The sequence below is a fragment of the Glutamicibacter sp. genome, from assembly GCF_035257265.1.
Taxonomy (GTDB): Bacteria; Actinomycetota; Actinomycetes; order Actinomycetales; family Micrococcaceae; genus Glutamicibacter.
Genome location: NZ_DATEXC010000025.1, coordinates 60,177 through 81,457 on the forward strand (window position 1 = coordinate 60,177; position 21,281 = coordinate 81,457).

At 55.4% G+C, this 21,281-nt stretch carries 20 protein-coding genes and 1 tRNA gene; 10 read left to right on the top strand and 11 right to left on the bottom strand.

The window, feature by feature from the left end; all coding sequences use genetic code 11:
* Positions 1 to 69 precede the first annotated feature (69 nt).
* Positions 70 to 1,335: an MFS transporter gene (locus VJ369_RS05310; protein ID WP_324091073.1), complete on the top strand. Its 1,266-nt coding sequence runs from the start codon at positions 70 to 72 to the stop codon at positions 1,333 to 1,335.
* Here the strand turns inward: VJ369_RS05310 and VJ369_RS05315 are convergent.
* The 8 genes from VJ369_RS05315 to VJ369_RS05350 form a co-directional block, all read right to left on the bottom strand.
* The gene (locus tag VJ369_RS05315) at positions 1,332 to 2,333 is read right to left on the bottom strand and encodes a hypothetical protein (RefSeq protein WP_324091074.1); all 1,002 of its coding nucleotides are present in this window, start codon (positions 2,331 to 2,333) and stop codon (positions 1,332 to 1,334) included. The two genes, VJ369_RS05310 and VJ369_RS05315, sit on opposite strands and share 4 nt — an antisense overlap.
* A gap of 40 nt (positions 2,334 to 2,373) precedes the next feature.
* Positions 2,374 to 4,080 carry a helicase HerA-like domain-containing protein gene (locus tag VJ369_RS05320; RefSeq protein ID WP_324091075.1) on the bottom strand — a complete coding sequence of 569 codons (1,707 nt, stop codon included), beginning with the start codon at positions 4,078 to 4,080 and terminating at the stop codon, positions 2,374 to 2,376.
* A 65-nt stretch (positions 4,081 to 4,145) separates the two neighbouring features.
* Positions 4,146 to 4,916, bottom strand: coding sequence for an amino acid ABC transporter ATP-binding protein (locus tag VJ369_RS05325; protein ID WP_324091076.1), 771 nt, complete (start codon positions 4,914 to 4,916; stop codon positions 4,146 to 4,148).
* Positions 4,906 to 5,568, bottom strand: a complete 663-nt coding sequence (locus VJ369_RS05330) for an amino acid ABC transporter permease (protein WP_324091077.1) — start codon at positions 5,566 to 5,568, stop codon at positions 4,906 to 4,908. The genes VJ369_RS05325 and VJ369_RS05330 overlap by 11 nt, the downstream gene beginning before the upstream one ends.
* Positions 5,569 to 5,657: 89 nt before the next feature.
* Positions 5,658 to 6,464 (bottom strand): amino acid ABC transporter substrate-binding protein, encoded by an 807-nt coding sequence (locus VJ369_RS05335; RefSeq protein ID WP_324091078.1) that lies wholly within the window; start codon positions 6,462 to 6,464, stop codon positions 5,658 to 5,660.
* A 157-nt stretch (positions 6,465 to 6,621) separates the two neighbouring features.
* Positions 6,622 to 7,551, bottom strand: coding sequence for an AEC family transporter (locus VJ369_RS05340; protein WP_324091079.1), 930 nt, complete (start codon positions 7,549 to 7,551; stop codon positions 6,622 to 6,624).
* A gap of 85 nt (positions 7,552 to 7,636) precedes the next feature.
* A tRNA-Gly gene (locus tag VJ369_RS05345) sits at positions 7,637 to 7,707 on the bottom strand.
* 105 nt (positions 7,708 to 7,812) lie between these two features.
* Positions 7,813 to 8,298, bottom strand: a complete 486-nt coding sequence (locus tag VJ369_RS05350) for an SseB family protein (RefSeq protein WP_324091080.1) — start codon at positions 8,296 to 8,298, stop codon at positions 7,813 to 7,815.
* Between the two features lie 111 nt (positions 8,299 to 8,409).
* Between VJ369_RS05350 and VJ369_RS05355 the strand changes: the two genes are divergently transcribed.
* A complete protein-coding gene (locus VJ369_RS05355; protein WP_324091081.1) occupies positions 8,410 to 10,116 on the top strand; it encodes a fumarate hydratase in 1,707 nt (568 codons plus the stop codon).
* Between the two features lie 83 nt (positions 10,117 to 10,199).
* Here the strand turns inward: VJ369_RS05355 and VJ369_RS05360 are convergent, their stop codons facing one another.
* A complete protein-coding gene (locus VJ369_RS05360; RefSeq protein WP_324091082.1) occupies positions 10,200 to 11,078 on the bottom strand; it encodes a M15 family metallopeptidase in 879 nt (292 codons plus the stop codon).
* A 245-nt stretch (positions 11,079 to 11,323) separates the two neighbouring features.
* Between VJ369_RS05360 and VJ369_RS05365 the strand changes: the two genes are divergently transcribed.
* Both VJ369_RS05365 and dcd read left to right on the top strand, forming a co-directional pair.
* Complete coding sequence (locus tag VJ369_RS05365; protein WP_324091090.1) at positions 11,324 to 11,812, top strand: hypothetical protein; 489 nt, start codon at positions 11,324 to 11,326, stop codon at positions 11,810 to 11,812.
* 101 nt (positions 11,813 to 11,913) lie between these two features.
* Positions 11,914 to 12,495: a dCTP deaminase gene (gene dcd, locus VJ369_RS05370; RefSeq protein WP_096255512.1), complete on the top strand. Its 582-nt coding sequence runs from the start codon at positions 11,914 to 11,916 to the stop codon at positions 12,493 to 12,495.
* 67 nt (positions 12,496 to 12,562) lie between these two features.
* On the opposite strand, the gene VJ369_RS05375 is transcribed toward dcd, so the two are convergent.
* Positions 12,563 to 13,288 (bottom strand): VIT family protein, encoded by a 726-nt coding sequence (locus VJ369_RS05375; protein WP_324091083.1) that lies wholly within the window; start codon positions 13,286 to 13,288, stop codon positions 12,563 to 12,565.
* Positions 13,289 to 13,351: 63 nt separating this feature from the next.
* Positions 13,352 to 14,680: an MFS transporter gene (locus VJ369_RS05380; protein ID WP_324091084.1), complete on the bottom strand. Its 1,329-nt coding sequence runs from the start codon at positions 14,678 to 14,680 to the stop codon at positions 13,352 to 13,354.
* A gap of 210 nt (positions 14,681 to 14,890) precedes the next feature.
* On the opposite strand from VJ369_RS05380, the gene VJ369_RS05385 reads away from it, so the two are divergent.
* The 6 genes from VJ369_RS05385 to mnhG are packed head-to-tail and all read left to right on the top strand — an operon-like array spanning position 14,891 to position 21,239.
* Complete coding sequence (locus VJ369_RS05385; RefSeq protein ID WP_324091085.1) at positions 14,891 to 17,866, top strand: Na+/H+ antiporter subunit A; 2,976 nt, start codon at positions 14,891 to 14,893, stop codon at positions 17,864 to 17,866.
* Positions 17,863 to 18,312, top strand: coding sequence for a Na(+)/H(+) antiporter subunit C (locus VJ369_RS05390; RefSeq protein ID WP_188682784.1), 450 nt, complete (start codon positions 17,863 to 17,865; stop codon positions 18,310 to 18,312). The genes VJ369_RS05385 and VJ369_RS05390 overlap by 4 nt, the downstream gene beginning before the upstream one ends.
* A gap of 2 nt (positions 18,313 to 18,314) precedes the next feature.
* Positions 18,315 to 19,919, top strand: a complete 1,605-nt coding sequence (locus VJ369_RS05395) for a Na+/H+ antiporter subunit D (protein ID WP_324091086.1) — start codon at positions 18,315 to 18,317, stop codon at positions 19,917 to 19,919.
* Between the two features lie 11 nt (positions 19,920 to 19,930).
* The gene (locus tag VJ369_RS05400) at positions 19,931 to 20,563 is read left to right on the top strand and encodes a Na+/H+ antiporter subunit E (protein ID WP_324091087.1); all 633 of its coding nucleotides are present in this window, start codon (positions 19,931 to 19,933) and stop codon (positions 20,561 to 20,563) included.
* Positions 20,560 to 20,826 carry a monovalent cation/H+ antiporter complex subunit F gene (locus VJ369_RS05405; RefSeq protein ID WP_096255500.1) on the top strand — a complete coding sequence of 89 codons (267 nt, stop codon included), beginning with the start codon at positions 20,560 to 20,562 and terminating at the stop codon, positions 20,824 to 20,826. Before VJ369_RS05400 ends, VJ369_RS05405 begins: the two co-directional genes overlap by 4 nt.
* Positions 20,826 to 21,239: a monovalent cation/H(+) antiporter subunit G gene (gene mnhG, locus VJ369_RS05410; protein ID WP_324091088.1), complete on the top strand. Its 414-nt coding sequence runs from the start codon at positions 20,826 to 20,828 to the stop codon at positions 21,237 to 21,239. The genes VJ369_RS05405 and mnhG overlap by 1 nt, the downstream gene beginning before the upstream one ends.
* Positions 21,240 to 21,281: the final 42 nt, after the last annotated feature.

The window sequence follows — 21,281 nt, forward strand, 5'->3', positions numbered from 1 at the left end:
GTTAGACTGGATGGCGACAGGAGGGGCCGGAACATTACAGTATCGGCCAACTAATTAGTGGCAAATAAGATGTTCCGGGCACTGGAAGTTCCGAACTACCGGCTATGGGTCATTGGTGCACTTGTCTCTAATATCGGCACATGGATGCAGCGTGTGGCTCAAGACTGGTTGGTGCTCACAGAGCTCACCGACCATGACGGGATAGCCACCGGAATCACCACCGGTCTACAGTTCCTGCCCATTCTGATTCTTGGACCCTACGCGGGACTCATTGCCGACAGATATGACAAGCGCAAGGTTTTGCTTGTCACCCAAACTTTCATGGGTCTGTGTGCGCTGGTCTTGGGAACCCTGGTCATTAGCGGAACGGTGCAACTGTGGCACGTGTATGTATTGGCCGCGCTGCTGGGAGTCGGTTCGGCCTTTGACGCTCCAGCCCGGCAGGCGTTCGTTTCCGAAATCGTGCCGGGGACCCACCTGACCAACGCGGTGGCGCTCAATAGCGCGAACTTCAACCTCGCCCGGTTGGCCGGGCCAGGCATTGCCGGCGCGGTGATTGCGCTGGTAGGAACCGGTCCAGCCTTCTTGCTCAATGGACTGTCTTTCCTTGCGGTGCTCTTCTCCTTGAGCAGCATGAAAATTTCCGAACTGAGCCGTTCAACACCTGTGCGGAGAGCTAAAGGACAGGTACGCGAGGGGTTCAGATACGTAAAAAATCGCAAAGATCTCTTGCTGATCTTTGCGATGGCCTTTGTGATTGGCACCTTCGGGCTGAACTTCCAAATGACCAATGCGATGATGGCCGCCGAAGTCTACGGTGTGGGTGCGGCAGAATACGGAATTCTGGGCAGCATCATGGCCATCGGTACCTTCGCCGGAGCGTTATTTGCGGCGCGCCGTTCTAGACCGCGCTGGCGTTTTGTCATTGGCGGTGGCATTGCCTTTGGGGCCACGGCATTACTCTCGGCGGTGATGCCGCACTACCTGCTTTTTGCCGCGAGCCTAGTGTTGGTAGGGGTTAGCTCGCTGACGTTCCTGAACAGCTGTAACACCATGGTGCAGACCTCGGTTCCACCAAAGTACCGTGCACGGGTCTTGGCGCTGTATCTGATGGTGGTGCAGGGCGGAACGCCTCTCGGAGCCCCATTAGTGGGTTGGATCGCCGAACTGCTGGGGGTCCGCGCCGCGGTCGCGTTCGGAGCTATACTCTCGTTGTTAGTCTCCGTGCTGGCTCTGATTATCTGGCAGCGATTCCGCGCAGATGCTGTACCTCTCAGGACACAGTTCAAAGAGTTGATCTTGCCGCACCCCCGGCGTGAGGGAGCCGGAGATTAGTCTTCGGATCCGGCTACAGGAACCACACTGACCTCGGAGGTGCTCGTGGTGAGCTGAGCGGTGAAAGAGAATTCATCGCTCACGGTTTTTTTCTCTAACAAACCGGTACGTAAATCCTGCTCGGTCAGCGACAACTTTGCGGTGACCTTCAACGGGCTAAGCACCCAGGCACCGTTATAGTAATTCACCTCAATAGTCGGGTACTTCGCGATTGACCATTTGATAGTCTCCGGGTTCACCCGGGACGGGGTGTGATAAGCAAATGGACACCCTGAAGGCATAAGTACTTGCTGTGCTGCACATTTATCGAGGTAACCGCGGACTTTGGAATTGACCTGCGCGATAAATTCTTTGGTCGGCTGGGTCTTCAAGGTAATTTCCACCGGCTTTTTGGCAGGGCCGGTGACAACCACACCACGGGTGTCGGCTTCGAAATTCTTCGTGCTGAAGCTTGCATCGGTAATCGAGGGGTAGAACACCGGCAAGGTGCTGACGCCCTTAACCAGCGGGATTTTCTGTCCGCTGACCGATACCTCATTGACCGTGTTCGCTTTGACCTTGACCGTGGGTAGGGTTACCGGTTCGAAAGCCCATTGATCAAAAAATAACCAGGACTTTCCGGTATTGCGCAAGGTGTAGGTTGATTCCTTGTCGACGCCGTCGGCCTTGTACTTGGCAACGACGGTGCGGATATCCGGATTATTCTCTGGTGTTTCGGCCTTTTGCGCCTCAAAATCTGTAATCCCGGCTTGGGTGCGCTTGAGCACTTCTCCGTTTAAGGCGACGGCGTCACCGGTCGGGACTTTGGCCCCGAGCAGTCCAAGGGCTTCAGCACCTTCGCCGGCGAGCAAATGCTGATGCAGAGACTGCACAGCGTGCTCGGCAGAAAATAGGGTGCGGTTAGCAACGATGGCACTGGTGACGACCAATGCAGCGATGATGACGGCCGCGGTCGCCCAGCGCAGAGCAAGGCGCGGCACAGAGATACGAGATTTCATTATTAATCAGGCTAGCGGGTTTCGGTTCAGAGGTTGTAACTCAACGGCGGCGTCGGCGGCGTTTTGTGCCGAACATTCCACGGAGCAATTCACGTCCAATGCTGTTTGCTGCGTCCAGAGCAAAGTCCATCAGCGGGTTGACTTGATTGTTTGAAGATTGAGCTGGCTCTCGCGGAGGATTTGAGGGGGCCGAGGAAGAATTTGTACGTGACGAAGATGGCGTAGCAGTGTTTGCCGGTCCAGCGCCTGTGGGAGGCTGGGTATTTGGTGGCATCGTGGTGGTTTTGCCAAGAATTGAATCGGCAATCCTTTGCGCCTCGGCATCCACATCTTGTGGATCCGAAGAATTAGCCGCGCCGGGTGAAGTCTCAGCTGGGGCTTGAGCATCGGCGGCTGGTTCGCCGCTGAGCATCTCCATGGCCGAGCGCCTATCCACGGCGGTGCCATATTTCGGTGCCAGTGCAGAGCTTTGAATGAGTGCTGCTTGAGTTTCAGGTGCTGCCGGACCAATATGCGAACCGGGGGAGGTGAGCTTAGTCCACGCCACCGGGGTCGGAGCCCCACGCTCGTTAAGCACGGTGATCACCGCCTCGCCCACGCCGGCCTGGGTCAGCGCCTGTTGCAGGTCTAGCGGACCAGAAGGGAAGGTCTTGATGATTGCCTTGAGCGCCTCGCCATCCTTCGGAGTGAACACACGCACCGCATGTTGGATACGGTTACCGAGCTGTCCGAGTACCTCATCTGGTAAGTCGGAAGGAGACTGGGTGACAAAGAACAGTCCCACACCTTTGGAACGAATTAAGCGCACCGTGGAGATAATCGCGTTGACGAAAGACTTCGAAGCATCCTTGAACAGCAAGTGGGCTTCATCCAGGAAGAATACGAGTTTTGGTTTATCCAAATCTCCGGATTCTGGCAGATCTTCAAAAAGATCTGCCAGCAACCACATCATGAATGTTGAGAACAACAATGGCTGCCGGTTGAGCGAAGGAAGCTCCAAGCAGCTGATCATTCCGTTGCCTGACTCATCAAGCCGGAGGAAATCAGCGGTATCAAATTCTGGCTGGCCGAAGAACTTGTCTAAACCTTGAGACTGCAAGATGGTTAGCCCACGCAAGATCACCGAGGCAGTGGCGGAAGGAACACCGCCAAGTCCCTTGAGGTCGTCTTTGCCCTCATCGCTGAGCAGGAAACTCAAAACGGCTTTGAGGTCCTTGAGATCATCCATAGGCAGCTCACGTTGATCGGCATAGTGGAAGACCAATTGGAGACATTCTTCTTGCGTCTCGTTGAGTTCGAGGACTCGTGAAAGCAGGATAGGGCCAAAAGAATCTATTGTGGCACGTACCGAGATACCGTCGTTTCCTTCACCCAGGGCAAGGAATTCCACCGGGTTAGCCCGTGCGGTGAACTGATGGCCAATACTTGAAAGCCGCGTGCTGAGCTTTTCGCTTGCCGACCCCGCTTGGGCAAGACCGCCGAGGTCACCCTTGATGTCTGCGAGAAATACAGGCACCCCGTGGGCGCTCAACTGCTCCGCCATCAGCTGTAAGGTGACGGTCTTTCCGGTGCCGGTAGCGCCGGCAATGAGTCCGTGTCGATTGAGCATGCGCAACGGAACCCGAACTTGGGCTTCTGTAACGGGATTTCCCGCAACAATTGCAGCGCCTAGTTCAAGGCATGCGCCGTCGAAAGCGTAGCCATCTTTGAGCGCCGTGATGTTCTCCTGCGAAGTACTTTCAGCCATGTCCATAGCCTACGCATGCAATGGCGGTGAAGTGACAAACGGCACGTAAAAAGTTCGTGGCTGATTTAGAAAGGGTGCAGTAACCGCTGCATGAAAGCCTTAGTTCGTTCATGGGTCGGGTTGCCCAGCACCTGGGCCGCAGGACCACGTTCAACAACTACTCCATCGTCCATGAACACCACCGTGTCGGCTACATCGCGGGCGAATGCGAGCTCGTGGGTAACCAGCACCATCGACCAGCCTTCTTGGGCGAGCTCTTTAATGACGCTGAGCACCTCACCTACTAGCTCTGGATCCAGTGCACTGGTCGGCTCATCAAAGAGTAAAAGGTCTGGCTGGAGCATCAGCGCGCGCACGATGCCTACGCGCTGTTGCTGTCCACCTGAGAGCGAGGAGGGGTAGTCGCTCGACTTTTGTTCAAGGCCAACGCGTTCAAGCAGTTCATTAGCGCGCGCCATGACTTCCTCGCGCGGTCTGCGCTGAACCTGCAGCGGGCCAATAGTCACATTCTGGAGGACCGTCAGGTGAGGGAACAAGTGGTGTCCTTGGAACACCATTGCCGAGCGGTCCCGCAGGACCTGAGATTTCTTAGCAGGCAGACCAGGCTGAAACGTGACCTCGGGTCCGCCGGCAAAAGCAACGACTCCACTATCGGGAGATTCCAAACCGTTCAGGCAACGCAACGCGGTAGTTTTTCCCGAACCCGAGGGGCCAATCAACGCAAGTACTTCGCCAGACTGAACACTAAAATCTATGCCACGCAGCACCTTGTTAGTGCCGAAAGATTTATGCAGATCGGTGACGTTGAGCAAGGGGGTGAGAGCCTTAGGCGACATACTTTTCAAGCCTGCTTTCCATACGGTCTTGCACTGCAGAGAGAACCAAACAGATTACCCAGTAAATGGCCGCCGCTTCCATATAAAGCAACATAAATTCGTAGGTGGTGGCCGCGATTTCCTGGGCACGCCGGAACATTTCTGTCACGAGAATCATCGAGGCCAGTGAAGTGTCTTTGACCAATGAAATAAACGTGTTGGACAACGGCGGAATAGCTACGCGAGTCGCCTGCGGCAAGATCAGCTTGTAGAGCGTGCGGGTCTTGGACATGCCAATGGTGTAGCCAGCTTCCCACTGCCCTCCTGGAACCGAGAGAATCGCGGCGCGAATAATTTCTGCGGCGTAACCACCCACGTTGAGTGTGAAAGCGATGATGGCCGACGGCCAAGGGTCAATGGTGACCCCTATCGAAGGCAGTCCGTAGAAGATCACGAACAGCTGTACCAACAGTGGCGTGCCGCGAATAATCGAAATATAGCCGCGGGCAATGCCTGAAACTACTTTATTTGTGCTGATCCGCATCAGGGCGACCATCAGCGCCACGGCAAGTCCTAAGACAAAACTGATTATTGCCAGAGGAATGGTGGCCGCCAGTGCGCCACTGACCATAGGCCACAACGAGTCCAAAGCTAGCTGCCAAAGTGAATCCATTTATTCTCTTCCCGTCCTTTGCAACGGACACTGGCCCCAAAGGGGTTCCTTGGGGCCAGTTTACGTGTCGAAGTGTTGAAGGAGGTTAGCTACTTGGTGATGTCTTCACCAAAGTACTTTTCCGAGATCTTTGTCAGCGTGCCGTCGGCAGAAAGTTCATCCAATGCGCCATTGATAGCGTCACGAAGTTCTGGCTGATCTTTCTTCAGCGCCACCACGGTCTCAGTCTTGTCTGCTGATTCCGCAGCAATCTTGATGCCGTCATCCGGGTTGGTTTTCTGCGAGTCCAAGTAGGTCAGCTTGTCGTTGATGGTCGCATCCACACGTCCCTGCTTCAATAGGGTGACCGCCTGTGCCCAGCCCTCTACGGCCTGGATCTTTGCGCCGGCGGCTTTAGCGTCATCATGGAAGCTACTGGTCAACGACTGAGCGGTGGTTTTTCCCTTGAGCGAGTCGAAGGAGGTGATGTCGGTGTTGTCGCTCTTGGTGACGATGACACCGCTGGAGTAGTTATATGGCTTAGAAAGCAGGTACTTTTCTTCGCGTTCAGGAGTCACACTGACCTGATTGGCAATCACATCAAATCGGCCAGCTTCCAGACCGGCAAAAATGCCGTCCCACTGAGTTTCCTGAAATTCGACCTTGACCCCAAGCTGTTCGCCCACAGCCTCAATGACCTCGACATCGAAGCCGGTGAGCTTATCTGCCTCATGGTAAGAGAAAGGTCGGTAGGTGCCCTCCGTACCAACGGTCAGGACACCGCTGGATTCAACGTGCTGCAGGAGATTCTCGTCGGTGGCGCCGGAGGCGTCGGAGCCCGTGGTTGAGGAGCCGCACGCACTCAGTGCCAGTGCGAGTACTGCAGTGATTGCAAGGAGTGGAGCTGTGCGCTTCATGATGGCCTAACTATGTGAGGTGACGAGGTGTTCTATACCTTGATCAACTGTGCTTAGCGACGCGGTATTCCGTAAGATTCCCGTGAATACCTCGACGAAGCAACTGACGCGTCATATAACTTCTTTTGCGCATCCACACTTACTGACCTGATCGTGGCTAAATTCCAAGCATTAAAGCCAGTAGCACCATCATGGGTATGGCACAGATAGTGGTGATCAACACCGTATCTTTCGCAACGGTCACACCACGCTCATACCGTTGGGCGGTGATGAAAATATTCTGCGCGGTAGGCAACCCGGCCATGATTACCGCGGCAACGAGCATCCCACCGGTGAGTCCAAAAAGATAGGCTGCGGCGAGCCATGCAATCAACGGCTGGATGAATAATTTGGCGGCTGAACCGAGCAACACATCGGCTCGGCGCCCGGACTTCTTATCCAGCGGCTTGGAACCAACTAAGGAAATACCAAAGGCCATCAACATGGCGGGAATTGACGCACCTGAAATGAGCTCAATGGGTGCTAAGACGAGTTCCGGAACCTCAAAACCAGTCAATGCCACCACCAGCCCTAACAAAGAGCCGATGATCATAGGGTTTTTCGCTGTGGCAACCAGCAGCGCAATCGGGGTGGTGCGGTGAGTACTGGTGGTGGCATCGAGCATCGCAAGGTTAATCGGCTGATAGATCGCCAATTGAAAGAGGATGATGGGCGCCGCATGGGACATATCGCCAAGTACATACAGGGCTATAGGTAAACCAAGATTCGCTGAATTCACGGTCGAAGCGGACATCGCCGCGACGATCCGTTCGGCTGGCTCGCGGCGCAGCCACTTGTAGGTCGCCACATGGTAGATCACTGCGGTGAGTCCGGCAGAAATAGCCGCCACCCACATCAAGGGACCAAGAACTGCGACGGGATCCGATTCGGCCAGAGTAACAAATAGCAGTGCTGGGCTGGCGACAAAAAACGTCAACCGGCTGAGCACATGGCGGCCTTGCTCACCGAGCACCCCGGTGCGGCCTACCAGATAGCCCACCAAAATCACTATCCAGATAATCGAGAATCCTGACAGTACACCGGTCATTCGGACTCCTCGGTTCAACAAGTCTGGGTTGATGCCAATGCAAAACGTCGGGACACCCTGGGGTGTCCCGACGTTTCTAAATGCGAGCGGGCGACGGGAATCGAACCCGCGTATCGAGCTTGGGAAGCTAGCGCTCTACCATTGAGCTACGCCCGCAATGCACCGAGCGGCCTATTGACGGCCCGGGCAAAACCCAGCTTATCCTACGAAAAGGTCAGGTCAGAAATCTGCATTCGGTGAAGCCAAAATAAGACTACGAGCTTACTCGGCGCGTTTCTGCTTCAGCAGTTCTTCCTTCAGAATTGCCACGCCATCGGCTGGGACCTCAAAACTCAATTCATCTCCCGGATTCACCACAAAACCGGTGCCTTCTAAGGCACGCACAATGGTGGCACCCTGAACCTTCACGCCATAGGGTGCCATGTCGATGTACGTACCGGGGATGCGATCCAAGCCGGTGAATAAAGCCACCATCGCTGCGCCTTGTGGATTGGTCAGCAGCATAGGTTGAGCATTTTTGTTCTCTTCGGTCACTTCTTCCCGCGAGAGGAAGTACACCTCGGCGGTCATGAAAGCGCTGATCACCGAACCGGAGAGCTCAGGTTTATTAAGTCCGGCCTGCAACATCATTTCAAAGTGAGTTTTGGCTCGGGCACGTTCCTGGTCCATTGGCGTTTCGACAACCATATTTGGACGTTCGTCGGGGTTGTTTCCGTCCAGTGGGGTATTGCTGTTTTCGGAGCTCATGTAGACAAGCATGTCGCGCAAAACCCGCAGGTGCAAACACCGAATGAGGTTTTTTGGCACAAAGGCCTAAAATAGGTGAAGAGCAATCATCTTCATTTCCAAGGACTGAGCATGCCTGAATTTCGTTATGAAGATCTTCTGCCGATTGGCGAGGATCAAACCCCATACCGCATGATTTCCTCCGAAGGCGTCGACGTAGTCGCCGGACCGGACGGTAAAAACTTCCTGCAGGTAGCACCCGAAGCGTTGGAGCAGCTGGCCGAAACGGCACTGCACGATATCAATCATTACCTGCGTCCGGCTCACTTGCAGCAGCTGCGCAACATCCTTGATGATGACGAGGCCAGCCCGAACGATAAGTTCGTGGCATTGGACCTACTGAAAAATGCGAACATTGCCGCCGGTGGCATCCTGCCGATGTGCCAGGACACCGGAACCGCAATCGTCATGGGTAAGCGCGGACAGCGTGTGCTGACCCAGGAGCAGGACGAGATTTCGCTGTCCCGCGGCATCTACAACGCGTACACGCGTTTGAACCTGCGCTACTCGCAGCTTGCCCCGATCACCACCTGGGAAGAAAAAGCGACAGGTAATAACCTGCCAGCCCAGATTGATCTATATGCCGATACCAAGCCCGGCCACGATACGGACTATAAGTTCTTGTTTATGGCCAAGGGTGGCGGATCTGCCAATAAGTCATTCCTGTACCAGGAAACTAAGGCTATCTTGAACGAGAACGCCATGCTGACGTTCCTCGATGAGAAGTTGCGTTCGCTCGGGACCGCGGCATGCCCGCCGTACCACCTGTCCATCGTGATCGGTGGCACCAGCGCCGAAATGGCGTTGAAGACCGCCAAATACGGTTCGGCCAAGTACTTGGATTCGTTGCCTACAGAGGGCGCGATGACCGGTCGTGGCTTCCGCGATACCGAGCTGGAAGAAAAGGTCCTAGAACTGACCCGACACTTCGGCATCGGTGCCCAGTTCGGTGGTAAGTACTTCTGCCACGACGTGCGCGTTGTGCGTTTGCCTCGACATGGCGCCTCGCTGCCGGTAGCTATCGCCGTCTCTTGCTCGGCGGACCGTCAGATGATGGCCAAGATTACCGCTGATGGCCTCTTCGTTGAACAGCTGGAAACCGATCCGGCACGCTTCATGCCAGATGAAAATCACCCGGCTCTGGCCGCACACGATGACGAGACCTCAGGCGTCTCGGGCACCGGCGGCTCATCGGTAGTGAAAATCGACTTGAACAAGCCAATGACTGAGATTCTGGCTGAGCTTTCAAAGTTCCCAGTCAAAACTCGTCTCTCACTGACCGGCCCACTGGTAGTGGCCCGCGATATCGCCCACTCCAAGATCAAGGAACGCTTGGATGCTGGCGAAGAAATGCCACAATATTTGAAAGACCACCCGGTCTACTATGCGGGTCCGGCCAAGACCCCTGAAGGAATGCCTTCGGGTTCTTTCGGTCCAACCACCGCTGGTCGTATGGACTCCTACGTGGATCAGTTCCAGGCTGCTGGCGGCTCGATGGTCATGCTGGCCAAGGGCAACCGCTCCGGACAGGTGACTGCCGCCTGTAATAACCACGGTGGCTTCTACCTTGGTTCCATCGGTGGCCCGGCCGCCCGTCTGGCTCAGGACTGCATCAAAAAGGTTGAGGTTCTCGAATACGAGGAACTTGGCATGGAAGCAATCTGGAAGATTGAGGTTGAAGACTTCCCAGCATTCATTGTCGTAGATGACAAGGGTAATGACTTCTTTGCCGAGACCATGAAGCCAACCTTCACCGGTATTCCGGTCCGCGCTAAGTAGCACGCAGCACGGAAGTTAAACACCACGGGATCCAGTCTTGTTGAACTGGATCCCGTGGTGTTTAAGACTTAAGCAAACTTGACCTACTCCTGGGTGAAGCCAAAGCCCCAGTCCCGGTATGGGGGAAGGAAGCGCAGCACGAGCAAATCATCGTCGTTCACGTGATTCGATTCCTCGGCGGACTTCTTTTCTTCTTTCTTCGGTTTAGCAGCTGGCTTTGGTTCTTCTTCGACGGTCACCGAATTCTCTACGGTTTGAGCATCGTCTTTGGCGTTGTCTTGTTTTGCGTCACGAAGCATCTGATGATATTCCTCAAAGGTTTCAGCCTTTGATTGTTTCATCGCCGCGGCATGATCCTTGCCGACATACCGCACATGCCAAGGCTCATACTTGTACCCGGTAATTTCCTCTTTACCTTGCGGGTATCGAATGATCAGGCCGTAATCTGCGGCGTGCTCAGCCACCCAGATGCCGGCCTTAGTCTGCCCGAAGGATTCCTTCAGGTCTGTGCTGCTACCAATGCTGCCTACGTCCGCGGCCAGACCCAACTGGTGTTCACTCGTGCCGGGACGAGCAGAAATACGTTCGGCGTAGGTAGTGCCGTACTTGGCCTGATACTGATTGAACAGCACCGCTTGGCGTCCGTAAGAGCGGTAAGCGCTTAACAACTTCAGGCTATGGCCCGCATTACGGGCTCCCGCCATGAGACCTTCTACGGCTTCGGCTGCTTTAGGGCGTAGCTTGTTTGACGTGCCAGCAACATTTACCAATTTCTTCGGTGTGTAGTCGGCTGGAGAGAGCTGCGTTTGAGGGTTGATCAGCGCAAGATAACTCGCGGCGTCACTAAATTCCTCTGCCTGAACCACTGGAAGAGGCTTGGGAGCTGCCTGCGCCGTGACACTTCCAGAGAGCACAACAACACCAGCCAACATGGCACTGGTCAGGGTTGAAGCCAAACGCATAAACGTACTTTCTGTTGTGTTCGAGCAAGCAAGACACAGGTCTCTTCTCCACGATAGCCCGAAAACCTGCGCAGTTTATGAGAATTTGAGGAGAAGCACATGTTTTCCGCTCTGGTACAGGCATCATTCTCTGACGATCTCTACTACCAAATATCGGGGGTAACATCGTATGGCGGACTCTGTTCTGTAGCTTGCGTCCCGCAGTATCACCCAACCACCAAGCAAGGACCGAAATTCACTTGACTATGAAGGAACTGAAGTCCGATGGGTTTACCGGTTTTCGACCCATCAAGACCTTAGAAATTAACCGGGTACCGAATCGCCAAGGACTCTTTGTCATCTTGCGTCCGGCAGACTACACCCCAAAATTTCTGACGAAAAGCACGGCAGGCATTTTCAAGAAGAAAGACCCTTCGTTGCCTGTCGCAGACTTGAGTAAACGTTGGGTGGACTCGGCTCAGATCCTGTACCTGGGCAAAGCCGGCCCGGGAAGCCAAGGTAATCGTGGGCTCCGCATTCAACTCAAGGAAATCATTGATTTTGGTGCGGGTAAGCCGCCGGGCCATTGGGATAGCCGTTTGCTGTGGCAGCTAGGCGGAGTGGGGAAACTTATGATCGCGTGGAAAGAGCTCCCGGCTGAAGAGCTGAACGCGGCACTAGTGGAGTATCAGGCTCGCTTTATTAAAGAACACGGTCAGCTTCCTTACGCGAATCTAGTTCAAAGCCGACGGTAAAGCGTAGAAAGCGAGCCGAAGTACAACTTCGGCGATATTTCTACACTTCTTTTTACGTCCAGACTGCGACTTCCGGTACCGAACAAGATAACTTTAGATACGTGTTGTATTCAGATGGTGACATTCGTAGAGAAATTGCGTCCGGTGAAATTGGCTTAGCCCCTTTTGACCCTGAGATGGTGCAGCCCGCATCCGTAGATGTGCGCTTAGACCGATTCTTCAGGCTCTTTGATAACCACAAGTACGCTCATATTGATCCGGAGCAGGATCAGAATGAGCTGACCCGACTGGTTGAAGTGGCTGCCGATGAGCCCTTCATCTTGCACCCGGGGGAGTTTGTCCTAGGTTCTACCTACGAAGCGGTGAGTCTGGGCAACGGTGTAGCCGCTCGGCTCGAAGGTAAGAGTTCTTTAGGCCGTCTCGGTCTGCTGACCCACTCGACCGCAGGTTTCATTGACCCGGGATTCTCCGGACACGTCACCCTGGAACTCTCAAATATGGCCACCTTGCCGATCAAACTGTGGCCAGGTTCAAAAATTGGCCAGCTTTGTTTCTTCAAGCTCACCTCAGACACCGAACACCCTTATGGTTCGGGCCCCTACGGTAACCGTTACCAGGGTCAGCGTGGCCCAACTGCTTCACGCAGTCACTTGAATTTTCACCGGACGAACATCGCAGACTAAGTTTCAGCAATAGTGCAAATAACCGTGGCGCCCCTTAACTTTGAGGGACACCACGGTTTTTGGCTTTTTACTGCATTAAGGAACTGTCTCCCAGCCAGGAACCAATCGCAAAGGTCACTACCAGCGCGGCGGCTCCACCGATGAGCACCCGGAGCGTTGGACGTAACAGCGGTGCGCCACCAAGTTTGGCACCAAGGGCACCGGTCACCGCCAGCGCAAGCAATACCGCGGCAAAAGTTACCGGTATTTTTAATGGGCCGGGCAAAAATACCGCGGTGGCGAAGGGCAAAATTGCGCCGGTAAGGAATGCGATGGCCGAGGCGAAGGCAGCATGCCACGGGCTGAGTACCTCGTCCGGGTCAAGATTTAGCTCGGCATCCAAATGAGCGAGCAACGCATTATGCTCGGTTAGTTCCTGTGCGACCTGTGACGCGGTCTCGGGCTTCAACCCTTTAGCTTGATACAGTCCGGTCAGCTCTGCGAGCTCCGCTTCGGGAGTATCACGCAGCTCGGCCCGCTCTTTTTCAATCAACGCTCGCTGGGAGTCAGCGGCGCTAGCCACCGACACATATTCACCTAAGGCCATTGATATCGCTCCACCAATGACCGCGGCGGCGCCAGCCGTGAGGATCGGTGCGTTGGCGGTGGTGGCACTAGCGACACCGACCACAACTGCGGCCACCGAGACGATGCCATCATTTGCGCCTAAAACGCCGGCACGTAGCCAGTTAAGTCTTTCGGCGACATTTCTGTCGTGCGGCTCCACACCATGCGCAGGTTCTTGATCCTTCATAAGCCACAGTCAATCATTAGGAAACCCAACTGTGCTAGTCAATGACGCATAATGAGCGAACTTTTAGACTTCTGATGTTTTGCGTGGCGATTGAATCGGCAACAGTAGCAACAAGCCAATCAATAGCACTATCAAGATACCTAGGATGCCATAGCGCTGGGCTTCTCCACTTGCTACGAAGGGCGTAGCCAGGGCAATGGCCAGACCAAAAAGCAGCGGGGCTAAGAAGGAGACCGCACGTCCGGTGGTTGCGTACAGGCCAAAAAGTTCACCTTCGCGGCCAGGCGGAATCATCCTTGACAGATAGGAACGTGAGGCGGATTGTGCCGGTCCAACAAAGAGCGTGAGCAACAGTCCGAAAATCCAGAATCCACTGGCTCCGGGGGAGAAGAAGACCCCAGCACCGGCAACCAGCAAGCCGATCAACGAGCCGGTGATAACCGCTTTGGGGCCAAGCACATCATCGAGTCGGCCGCCAATCACGGCACCGAGTGCGGCGACCATATTGCCGACAATGGCGAAGATGATGACCTCGGTCAAGGTAAAACCGAAGGTTCCTGCAGCGATCACGCCGCCGAAGGTGAAGATTGCACTGAGCCCATCACGAAAGACCGCGGAGGAGCCGAGGAAGAACAATAGATTCCGGTCTTCCCGCCAGAGTCCCACAATTCGTCCCCAGAGGACCTTGTAGGACTGTGTGAGGGGAATCTTGGTGGATACCGTTGGAGGGGACTCGGGAATCACGAAGAACAAGGGAAGAGCGAAGATCAGGCACCATGCGGCGCTGAAGACTGCGACCCAGCGCAGGTTCAGCGAATCGGTGGTGTCTGCTCCGGGCCAGTCAAAGATGGGTTGCACAAACCCAAAGAGCACCAAGGCCAGCGCAAGAATTCCACCGACGTACCCCATGCCCCAGCCGAATCCGGAGACCTTACCAACGGTGGCGCGGGTAGAGATCTGATTGAGTACCGCGTTGTAGTTGACCCCGGCGAACTCCGAGAATAGTGAAAGCGCGGCAATGATTGCGACACCAAAGATCAAGAAGCTTGGATCAGGGTAAACGAAAAATCCGGCGGCACAGACCACCACGAGTAAGAAGGTGTTGACCATAATCCAGAGTTTGCGGCGGCCCGCAGCATCGGCGCGCAACCCGGTCACCGGGACCAGCAAAGCGATCAGCAAACCAGCCAGTGACAAAGCTTGAGAGAGCACCAGTGAGGAATGGTCGGTGTCGCCGAAAAGTTCACTGGTCAAATACACGGTGAACACGAACGTGATCATCACCGCGTTGATTGCTGCCTGACCCCAGTCCCAACTGGCCCAAGCCCACGTGTATTTATTGAGCCACTTGTCACCGGGTTGTATTACCGCCGGTTCAATTTTCGTTCCCATGTGGGCATCGTACAGGTTTGTGGTGATCAGTAAATGAATTTACTGGAGGATATTCCGCTCTAGGAATTCATTCCGATGTTCTCCCGTGGCGCAAAAGCTTCGCATACCCCTTGATAGTGCATAAAATCCCGCTCTGGGCTGATAAAATTGCGTAGCGGGCATTTTTGTTCGTCGGACTCTGGCCCCTTGTTCAGTCGACAGAGGAGACGTGTGTTAGTAATTCTCATTGCACTCTTTGCTACGGCAGTGTTGTGTCCAATACTGTTTAGAGCATTTAAAAGAAATGCTTTTTATGTTGTAGCGATAGTTCCTGCAGCGGGATTTATTTGGTTGCTCACCCGCATTCCTGCGGTACTTGCAGCTGACCCGACACTTTCCTCCGGCGCTCCCCATGCGCCACCTTCACTGAACATTGAGTGGATGCCTGGTCTGAATATCGGGCTGAACTTCCGCTTGGACGCCTTAGCCGCCAGCCTCCTGTTACTGATCTTGGGTGTCGGCGCACTCGTACTGATCTACTGTGGCCGCTACTTCAAAAATGATGACCCGCAAATCGGTGGATTCGCCGCCAAAATGGTGGCCTTTGCCGGTGCCATGACCGGGCTGGTGACTGCAGATGACGTCATCATCATGTTTATCTTCTGGGAAATCACCTCGGTACTTTCCTACTTGCTGATTGGTTTTAGCCAGCATCTAATCACCGCACGTCGTTCGGCTATGAATGCGCTGATCGTCACGACCTTTGGCGGCTTGGCCATGCTGGGTGGCCTGCTGATGATCGGCGCTCAGACCGGGAGCTATCGCCTCTCGGAATGGATCGCCCAATCGGACCAACTCGTGGCTAGCGGCATGTTTATCGACGTGGCCATCGCCCTGATTTTGCTTGGCGCGATCTCCAAGTCCGCACTGGTTCCATTCCACTTCTGGCTCCCCGGGGCAATGGCTGCACCCACGCCGGTCTCCGCGTACCTCCACGCTGCAGCCATGGTGAAGGCCGGCGTTTACCTGATCGCGCGGTTGGCCCCCGGTTTCTCCGACACCACCTTCTGGGTTCCTATCACCGTCGGCATCGGTGTGCTGACGATGCTGATCGGCGGCTTCCGGGCACTGAAACAATATGACTTGAAGCTGATCCTCGCCTTCGGCACCGTCTCCCAGCTTGGTTTCATCATTGCGATCTTTGGATTTGGCACCGCCGAAGCCGCCTTCGCAGCGCTTGCCCTCACACTGGCTCACGGCCTGTTCAAAGCCACCTTGTTCCTCACCGTGGGCATCATTGACCACAACACCGGTACTCGTGACATCCGTAAGCTCTCCGGCCTGCGCCGAAGCATGCCCGGTTTGGCACTGATCGCCGCTATCGCCGTCGCCTCAATGGCTGGTATTCCGCCGCTCTTTGGTTTTGTGGCCAAGGAAGCGGTCTACGAAGCTGCCCTGCACTTGGAGACCGGGTGGGGAATCTTTGCGCTGCTTGGCTTGGTCCTCGGTGCGGCACTGACGATGGCGTACTCCCTGCGCTTCTTGGTTGGCGCGTTTGGCGTGAAGAAAAAGATTGCCGGCCAGACGACCTCAAAACGTCCGTCGCTGATCTTCCTCAGCCCGCTGCTGGTGCTGACCTTATGCACCCTGACTCTTGGCCTTTACCCGGCACTGATTGAACCACTGGTAGCGCATTGGTCGCTATTACAAGGCGGACCGGGTGACATGCATTTGAAGCTATTCGCCGGGTTCAACTCGGCATTGGGTCTGAGTGCGATCTCCGTGAGCATCGGTATCTTGTTCTTCTGGCTGCGTAAACGAACCGATACCGGCGCACCGTTGCGGCGCAATATGATTTCTGCCGAAGAACTTTACCGTGTGAGCATCAACGTCGTTGACCGTGTTGCGATTTGGATTACCGGCCGCACCCAGCGTGGTTCTTTGTCCTTCTACCTGGGCGTGATCTTGATGGTGGTGCTCATCTTGCCACTGTCCATCGCCTTGACGGTTGAAACACCATGGCCGACAAATTGGGTTATCGCTGACCACCCGGCACAACTGGTGATCGGTGCAATTATCATCGTCGGTTGTGTGACAGCTATCGTGGCTCCAAAACGTTTCATGGCAGTGCTGATGGTCTCGGTGACCGGTTACGGTATGGTCGCGATCTTCGCACTGCAAGGTGCCCCGGATCTGGCTCTGACCCAGCTCTTGGTTGAAACTATCGTGTTGGTTTCCTTCGTGCTGGCGCTGCGTGCTCTGCCTAAACGGCTTTGGGTCGGGCTGACAACTATCAAGTGGGGCCGGGCGGTACTGGCCATCGCGCTGGCGCTGATGGTGGTGTACATCGCGATCGCAATGTTGGCCGCACGCAGCGAAGCACCAATATCACTGTCCTTCCCGGACCTGGCATACTACGAGGGCTTCGGTAAAAACATTGTCAACGTGACGCTAGTTGATATTCGCGTCTGGGATACCTTCGGAGAAATCACCGTGCTTGCCGCGGCAGCTACCGGTGTGGCCTCGCTGATCTTTGCCGGTCGCGGCTTTGGCACGCGGCTACGCGCCCATGAGGTGGCCCCGGGAAGCATCGACCGCGGTTCCGAGGCAATGGGAGACCAGAACAGCAAGGAAGTTGGGTTGCGGGTGGCACGCCGTTTCGCGACCTCCAGCAACCAAGACTGGCTGATGGCCGGTAACACCTTGGTAGCCGAACGCCGTTCCATTATTTTTGAGGTTGTCACACGGCTGGTCTTCCACACCGTGTTGTTGCTCAGTGTCTATGCCTTGCTCGCCGGGCACAACACCCCAGGCGGCGGCTTCGCTGGTGGATTGATCGCCGGACTGGCTTTGACCATCCGATATCTAGCCGGCGGGCGTGTGGAACTTTCCGAATCAATGCGCATTGCCCCGGGCATGCTTATCGGCGGTGGCCTTGCTCTGGCCGGTCTCGCCGGGCTGGTACCGGTGCTCTTTGGTGACGCGATCTTCACCATGTATGCCTGGGAATTCTGGTTGCCAGTCTTTGGCGAACATAAGTTCGTCACCTCAACAATTTTCGATATTGGAGTGTATTTGGTGGTCCTTGGTCTCGTACAGGACGTCCTACGCTCACTGGGTAGCGAAATCGATGAGCTGTCTGAAGGACGCTCGCCGGTGGAGCAACACGATGTCAGCCACTCCGCAACCTTGGGGGTGGGACGATGAGCGTCAACATTACCTTCCTGGTAATCACCGGGGTGCTGCTGGCCGCGGGATTCTATCTGGTGCTGGAACGCACACTGACCCGGGTGCTGTTGGGCATTATGCTGTTGGGCAACGGGGTGAACCTGTTGATCTTGACCACCGGCGGACGGCGCGGTGTCGCGCCGTTATTCGACTCAAACCGGGATCCGAGCGAATACTCTGACCCGCTGCCACAGGCGCTGATCCTCACCGCGATTGTCATTACTTTCGCGGTAACCGCATTCCTGCTCGCCATGATCTACCGCTCCTGGGCGCTGACCAGCGCGGATATCGTGGCCGACGATACCGAAGATATCAAGGTTTCGCAGTCCACCGCATATGACGAAGAAGAAGATTCACCGGTAGCCGAGGACACGACGGAATTCGTCGATGAAGAAGGCCGACCAATTCGAGAAGGGGAGGAGTAAAAATGAACTTTCTAGAACTCTCCCCCTTAGCAGTCCTACTCCCGATTTTCGGTGCTGGCGCGGCCTTCCTGGCCCGTCGCCGGTTACGTACCCAGCGTCTGATTACTATCGGAATTTTATGCCTGACCATGGTGCTGGAAGTTGGAATGGTCGCCGCCGTCTGGGGCGGAGAAAGCTACGCCATCCACATTGGCGGCTGGGATGCACCGTTCGGTATCGCGCTGATGGTCGACGGCTTCAGCGCCTTCATGCTCCTGATCTCTACCGTGGTTTCCTTGGCGGTGCTGCTCTTTGCCACCAGTCAAGGTTTAGCCGATGGAGACGAACCGGGACCAGTATCGGTCTTCCACCCCGCCTACCTGATTCTTCTAGCCGGCGTCTCCAACGCATTCCTCGCCGCTGACCTCTTCAACCTCTACGTCGGCTTCGAAATTCTCTTGACCGCCAGTTACGTGCTGCTCACCTTGGGCGGCACGGCAGAACGTATTCGAGCCGGTACCACCTATGTGGTCGTTTCGGTGGTCTCATCGGTGATATTCCTGATGGCCATCGCGATGATCTACGCTGCTACGGGTACCGTGAATATGGCAGACCTAGCCGTCAAACTCCCGGAGCTTGATCAGGGCCCGCAGCTGATCCTGCACGTCTTACTGCTCATTGCCTTCGGCATTAAAGCCGCCGTGTTCCCGCTTTCGCTCTGGCTTCCGGACTCCTACCCGACGGCACCAGCCCCGGTCACGGCAGTGTTCGCCGGGTTGCTGACAAAGGTCGGCGTCTACGCGATTGTGCGTACCGAAACCCTGCTCTTCCCCGGTGGGTCGGTGAATGCCGCGCTCTTGGTCGTTGCGACCCTGACCATGGTCATCGGTATTCTTGGTGCGTTGGCGCAGACAGACTTCAAACGTATGCTTTCCTTCACGCTGACTAGTCACATTGGATATTTGATCTTTGGTGTGGCGGTCGGAGGCCCATTGGCCATTGCTGCCACAATCTACTACGTGGGTCACCACATCATTGTGCAGACCTCATTGTTCATGGTGGCAGGACTCATTGAACGCCGTGCCGGGAGCGCAAACGTCACCAAGCTCGGTTCTCTGGCCAAGCTGTCCCCGGCATTAGCAATCCTCTTCTTCATCCCGGCAATCAACCTGGGCGGTATTCCACCATTCTCCGGTTTCCTCGGAAAATTCGGACTGCTGCATGCCGCCGCAGCAGATGCAGACGCGCTCACTTGGGTCGTGATCGGCGCAGGACTGCTGACCAGCCTGTTGACCTTGTTGGCAATTATTCGTGTGTGGGCACGTATGTTCTGGCGCCGTGCGGCAGACGCCGAGGTGCCCAGCGCACAACTGGTGGCCGAATCTGCCCGAGTCTTGGAACAAACTGCCGTCGGTGGCGCCCAGGCACCTCATTTGGGACGCAAGCTTGCTCGTGAGCTGGAAGCGGAATCGCTGCCGTGGGGCATGCGCTACGCCACCGGTTCGCTGGTTGTGGCAGGTATTGCACTCACAGTTTTTGCCGGGCCGATCTTTGCATTCTGCCAGCGTGTAGCGGCCGAGCTGATTGCCCGTGAACCATATATCAACGCAGTACTACCGTTGAGTTAGGAGGCGAAGACATGCAACCTAAGGACCTCACACCTCGCGACCAGCGTATCGATGATGCGCTGGATACCTCTGGTGTCCGGCATCGTGCCACCTTCAAGCAGGAATGGCCGCTGCTCTTACTGCTGATTTTCGTCTGGGGCGCGCTGTGGCAAGACTTCTCCATAGGCAACCTGCTCTTTGGCGCGATCTTGTCAATCATCATCGTGAATCTATTCCCGTTACCGCCGGTAGTTCTGCCAGGTCGTATTAACCTCTGGTATTGCCTGAAGTTGTTCATCTGGTTTATCGGGCAAGTTTTTGCGGCCAGCGTGCACGTGGCGTGGGTTGCTGTAGTACGTGGCCAAAAGGCGCGCAGCGCAGTCATTGCGGTCCCTTTGCGCACCGAATCAGACCTGATCGTGATGACGGTAGGACACGTGCTGACCCTCATCCCAGGCTCTTTCGTCGTTGATGTAGACCGCAGCAGCTCAACGCTGTACCTGCACTACCTCGACGTGAATAGTGACGCAGAAGTGGAAAAAGCGCGAGCTAATATCCGTGATATCGAACGTCGGTTGATCATGGCCATCGGCAGTCCCGACGAATACGAAGCAATCAAAGCCGAAGAAGGCCCGGATTTCTCCGCTAGGAGGCCAACTAAATGATTGAAACTGCGGTATGGATTGGTGGAGTCATGCTGGCTCTGGCCTCAATTGCCTGCCTGTGGCGAGTCTTCAAAGGCCCCTCGATCCTTGATCGAGTGTTGGCCTTGGACGTCATCTTGCTGATCATTTCCAGCGCGTTGTGCCTGGATATGGCCATCAACCGCCACACGGATTATCTGCTGTTCGTGGTGGTGGCCTGCACACTGGGATTCATCGGTTCGGTCACGGTCTCCCGCTTCGTCTCGGATCAGAGGAATGCCTGATGGACTTCTTCTTAGAGATTGTTGTCGCAGTGCTGCTCGTGGTGGGTTCGCTGATGTCACTGATCGCCGGGATTGGTTTGATCACCTTCCCGGACCTGCTCTCGCGTATGCACGCGGCGACCAAACCACAAGTGCTCGGATTCTTGCTGTTGTTTGCTGGACTAGCCATTCACCTGCGTAGCTGGATTCTGGTTCCCGTGCTGGTGCTGGCTTGGGGATTGCAGTTGCTCACCGCGCCTGTTTCGGCTCACATGATTGGTCGCGCCGGATACCGCACCAAGCACGTTGCCAAGGAAACGTTACATGTTGATGAACTCAAACGGGTGATCAGCAAGCATTCCGAAGCAACCGGAAACACCGGGGCCGTGGCAAAACTTGAAGCCCCCAAAGCGGACGAGACCGAAAATTCATAAACAGGTTTAAATAGTTGCGGGGCGGGCCGCAAAGCCCGCCCC

Bases quoted from the DNA above. Each gene is read 5' to 3' on its own strand.
- VJ369_RS05310 (WP_324091073.1), top strand. From the start codon at position 70: ATGTTCCGGGCACTGGAAGTTCCGAACTACCGGCTATGGGTCATTGGT.
- VJ369_RS05315 (WP_324091074.1), bottom strand. From the start codon at position 2,333: ATGAAATCTCGTATCTCTGTGCCGCGCCTTGCTCTGCGCTGGGCGACC.
- VJ369_RS05320 (WP_324091075.1), bottom strand. From the start codon at position 4,080: ATGGCTGAAAGTACTTCGCAGGAGAACATCACGGCGCTCAAAGATGGC.
- VJ369_RS05325 (WP_324091076.1), bottom strand. From the start codon at position 4,916: ATGTCGCCTAAGGCTCTCACCCCCTTGCTCAACGTCACCGATCTGCAT.
- VJ369_RS05330 (WP_324091077.1), bottom strand. From the start codon at position 5,568: ATGGATTCACTTTGGCAGCTAGCTTTGGACTCGTTGTGGCCTATGGTC.
- VJ369_RS05335 (WP_324091078.1), bottom strand. From the start codon at position 6,464: ATGAAGCGCACAGCTCCACTCCTTGCAATCACTGCAGTACTCGCACTG.
- VJ369_RS05340 (WP_324091079.1), bottom strand. From the start codon at position 7,551: ATGACCGGTGTACTGTCAGGATTCTCGATTATCTGGATAGTGATTTTG.
- VJ369_RS05350 (WP_324091080.1), bottom strand. From the start codon at position 8,298: ATGAGCTCCGAAAACAGCAATACCCCACTGGACGGAAACAACCCCGAC.
- VJ369_RS05355 (WP_324091081.1), top strand. From the start codon at position 8,410: ATGCCTGAATTTCGTTATGAAGATCTTCTGCCGATTGGCGAGGATCAA.
- VJ369_RS05360 (WP_324091082.1), bottom strand. From the start codon at position 11,078: ATGCGTTTGGCTTCAACCCTGACCAGTGCCATGTTGGCTGGTGTTGTT.
- VJ369_RS05365 (WP_324091090.1), top strand. From the start codon at position 11,324: ATGAAGGAACTGAAGTCCGATGGGTTTACCGGTTTTCGACCCATCAAG.
- VJ369_RS05375 (WP_324091083.1), bottom strand. From the start codon at position 13,288: ATGAAGGATCAAGAACCTGCGCATGGTGTGGAGCCGCACGACAGAAAT.
- VJ369_RS05380 (WP_324091084.1), bottom strand. From the start codon at position 14,680: ATGGGAACGAAAATTGAACCGGCGGTAATACAACCCGGTGACAAGTGG.
- VJ369_RS05390 (WP_188682784.1), top strand. From the start codon at position 17,863: ATGAGCGTCAACATTACCTTCCTGGTAATCACCGGGGTGCTGCTGGCC.
- VJ369_RS05395 (WP_324091086.1), top strand. From the start codon at position 18,315: ATGAACTTTCTAGAACTCTCCCCCTTAGCAGTCCTACTCCCGATTTTC.
- VJ369_RS05400 (WP_324091087.1), top strand. From the start codon at position 19,931: ATGCAACCTAAGGACCTCACACCTCGCGACCAGCGTATCGATGATGCG.
- VJ369_RS05405 (WP_096255500.1), top strand. From the start codon at position 20,560: ATGATTGAAACTGCGGTATGGATTGGTGGAGTCATGCTGGCTCTGGCC.
- mnhG (WP_324091088.1), top strand. From the start codon at position 20,826: ATGGACTTCTTCTTAGAGATTGTTGTCGCAGTGCTGCTCGTGGTGGGT.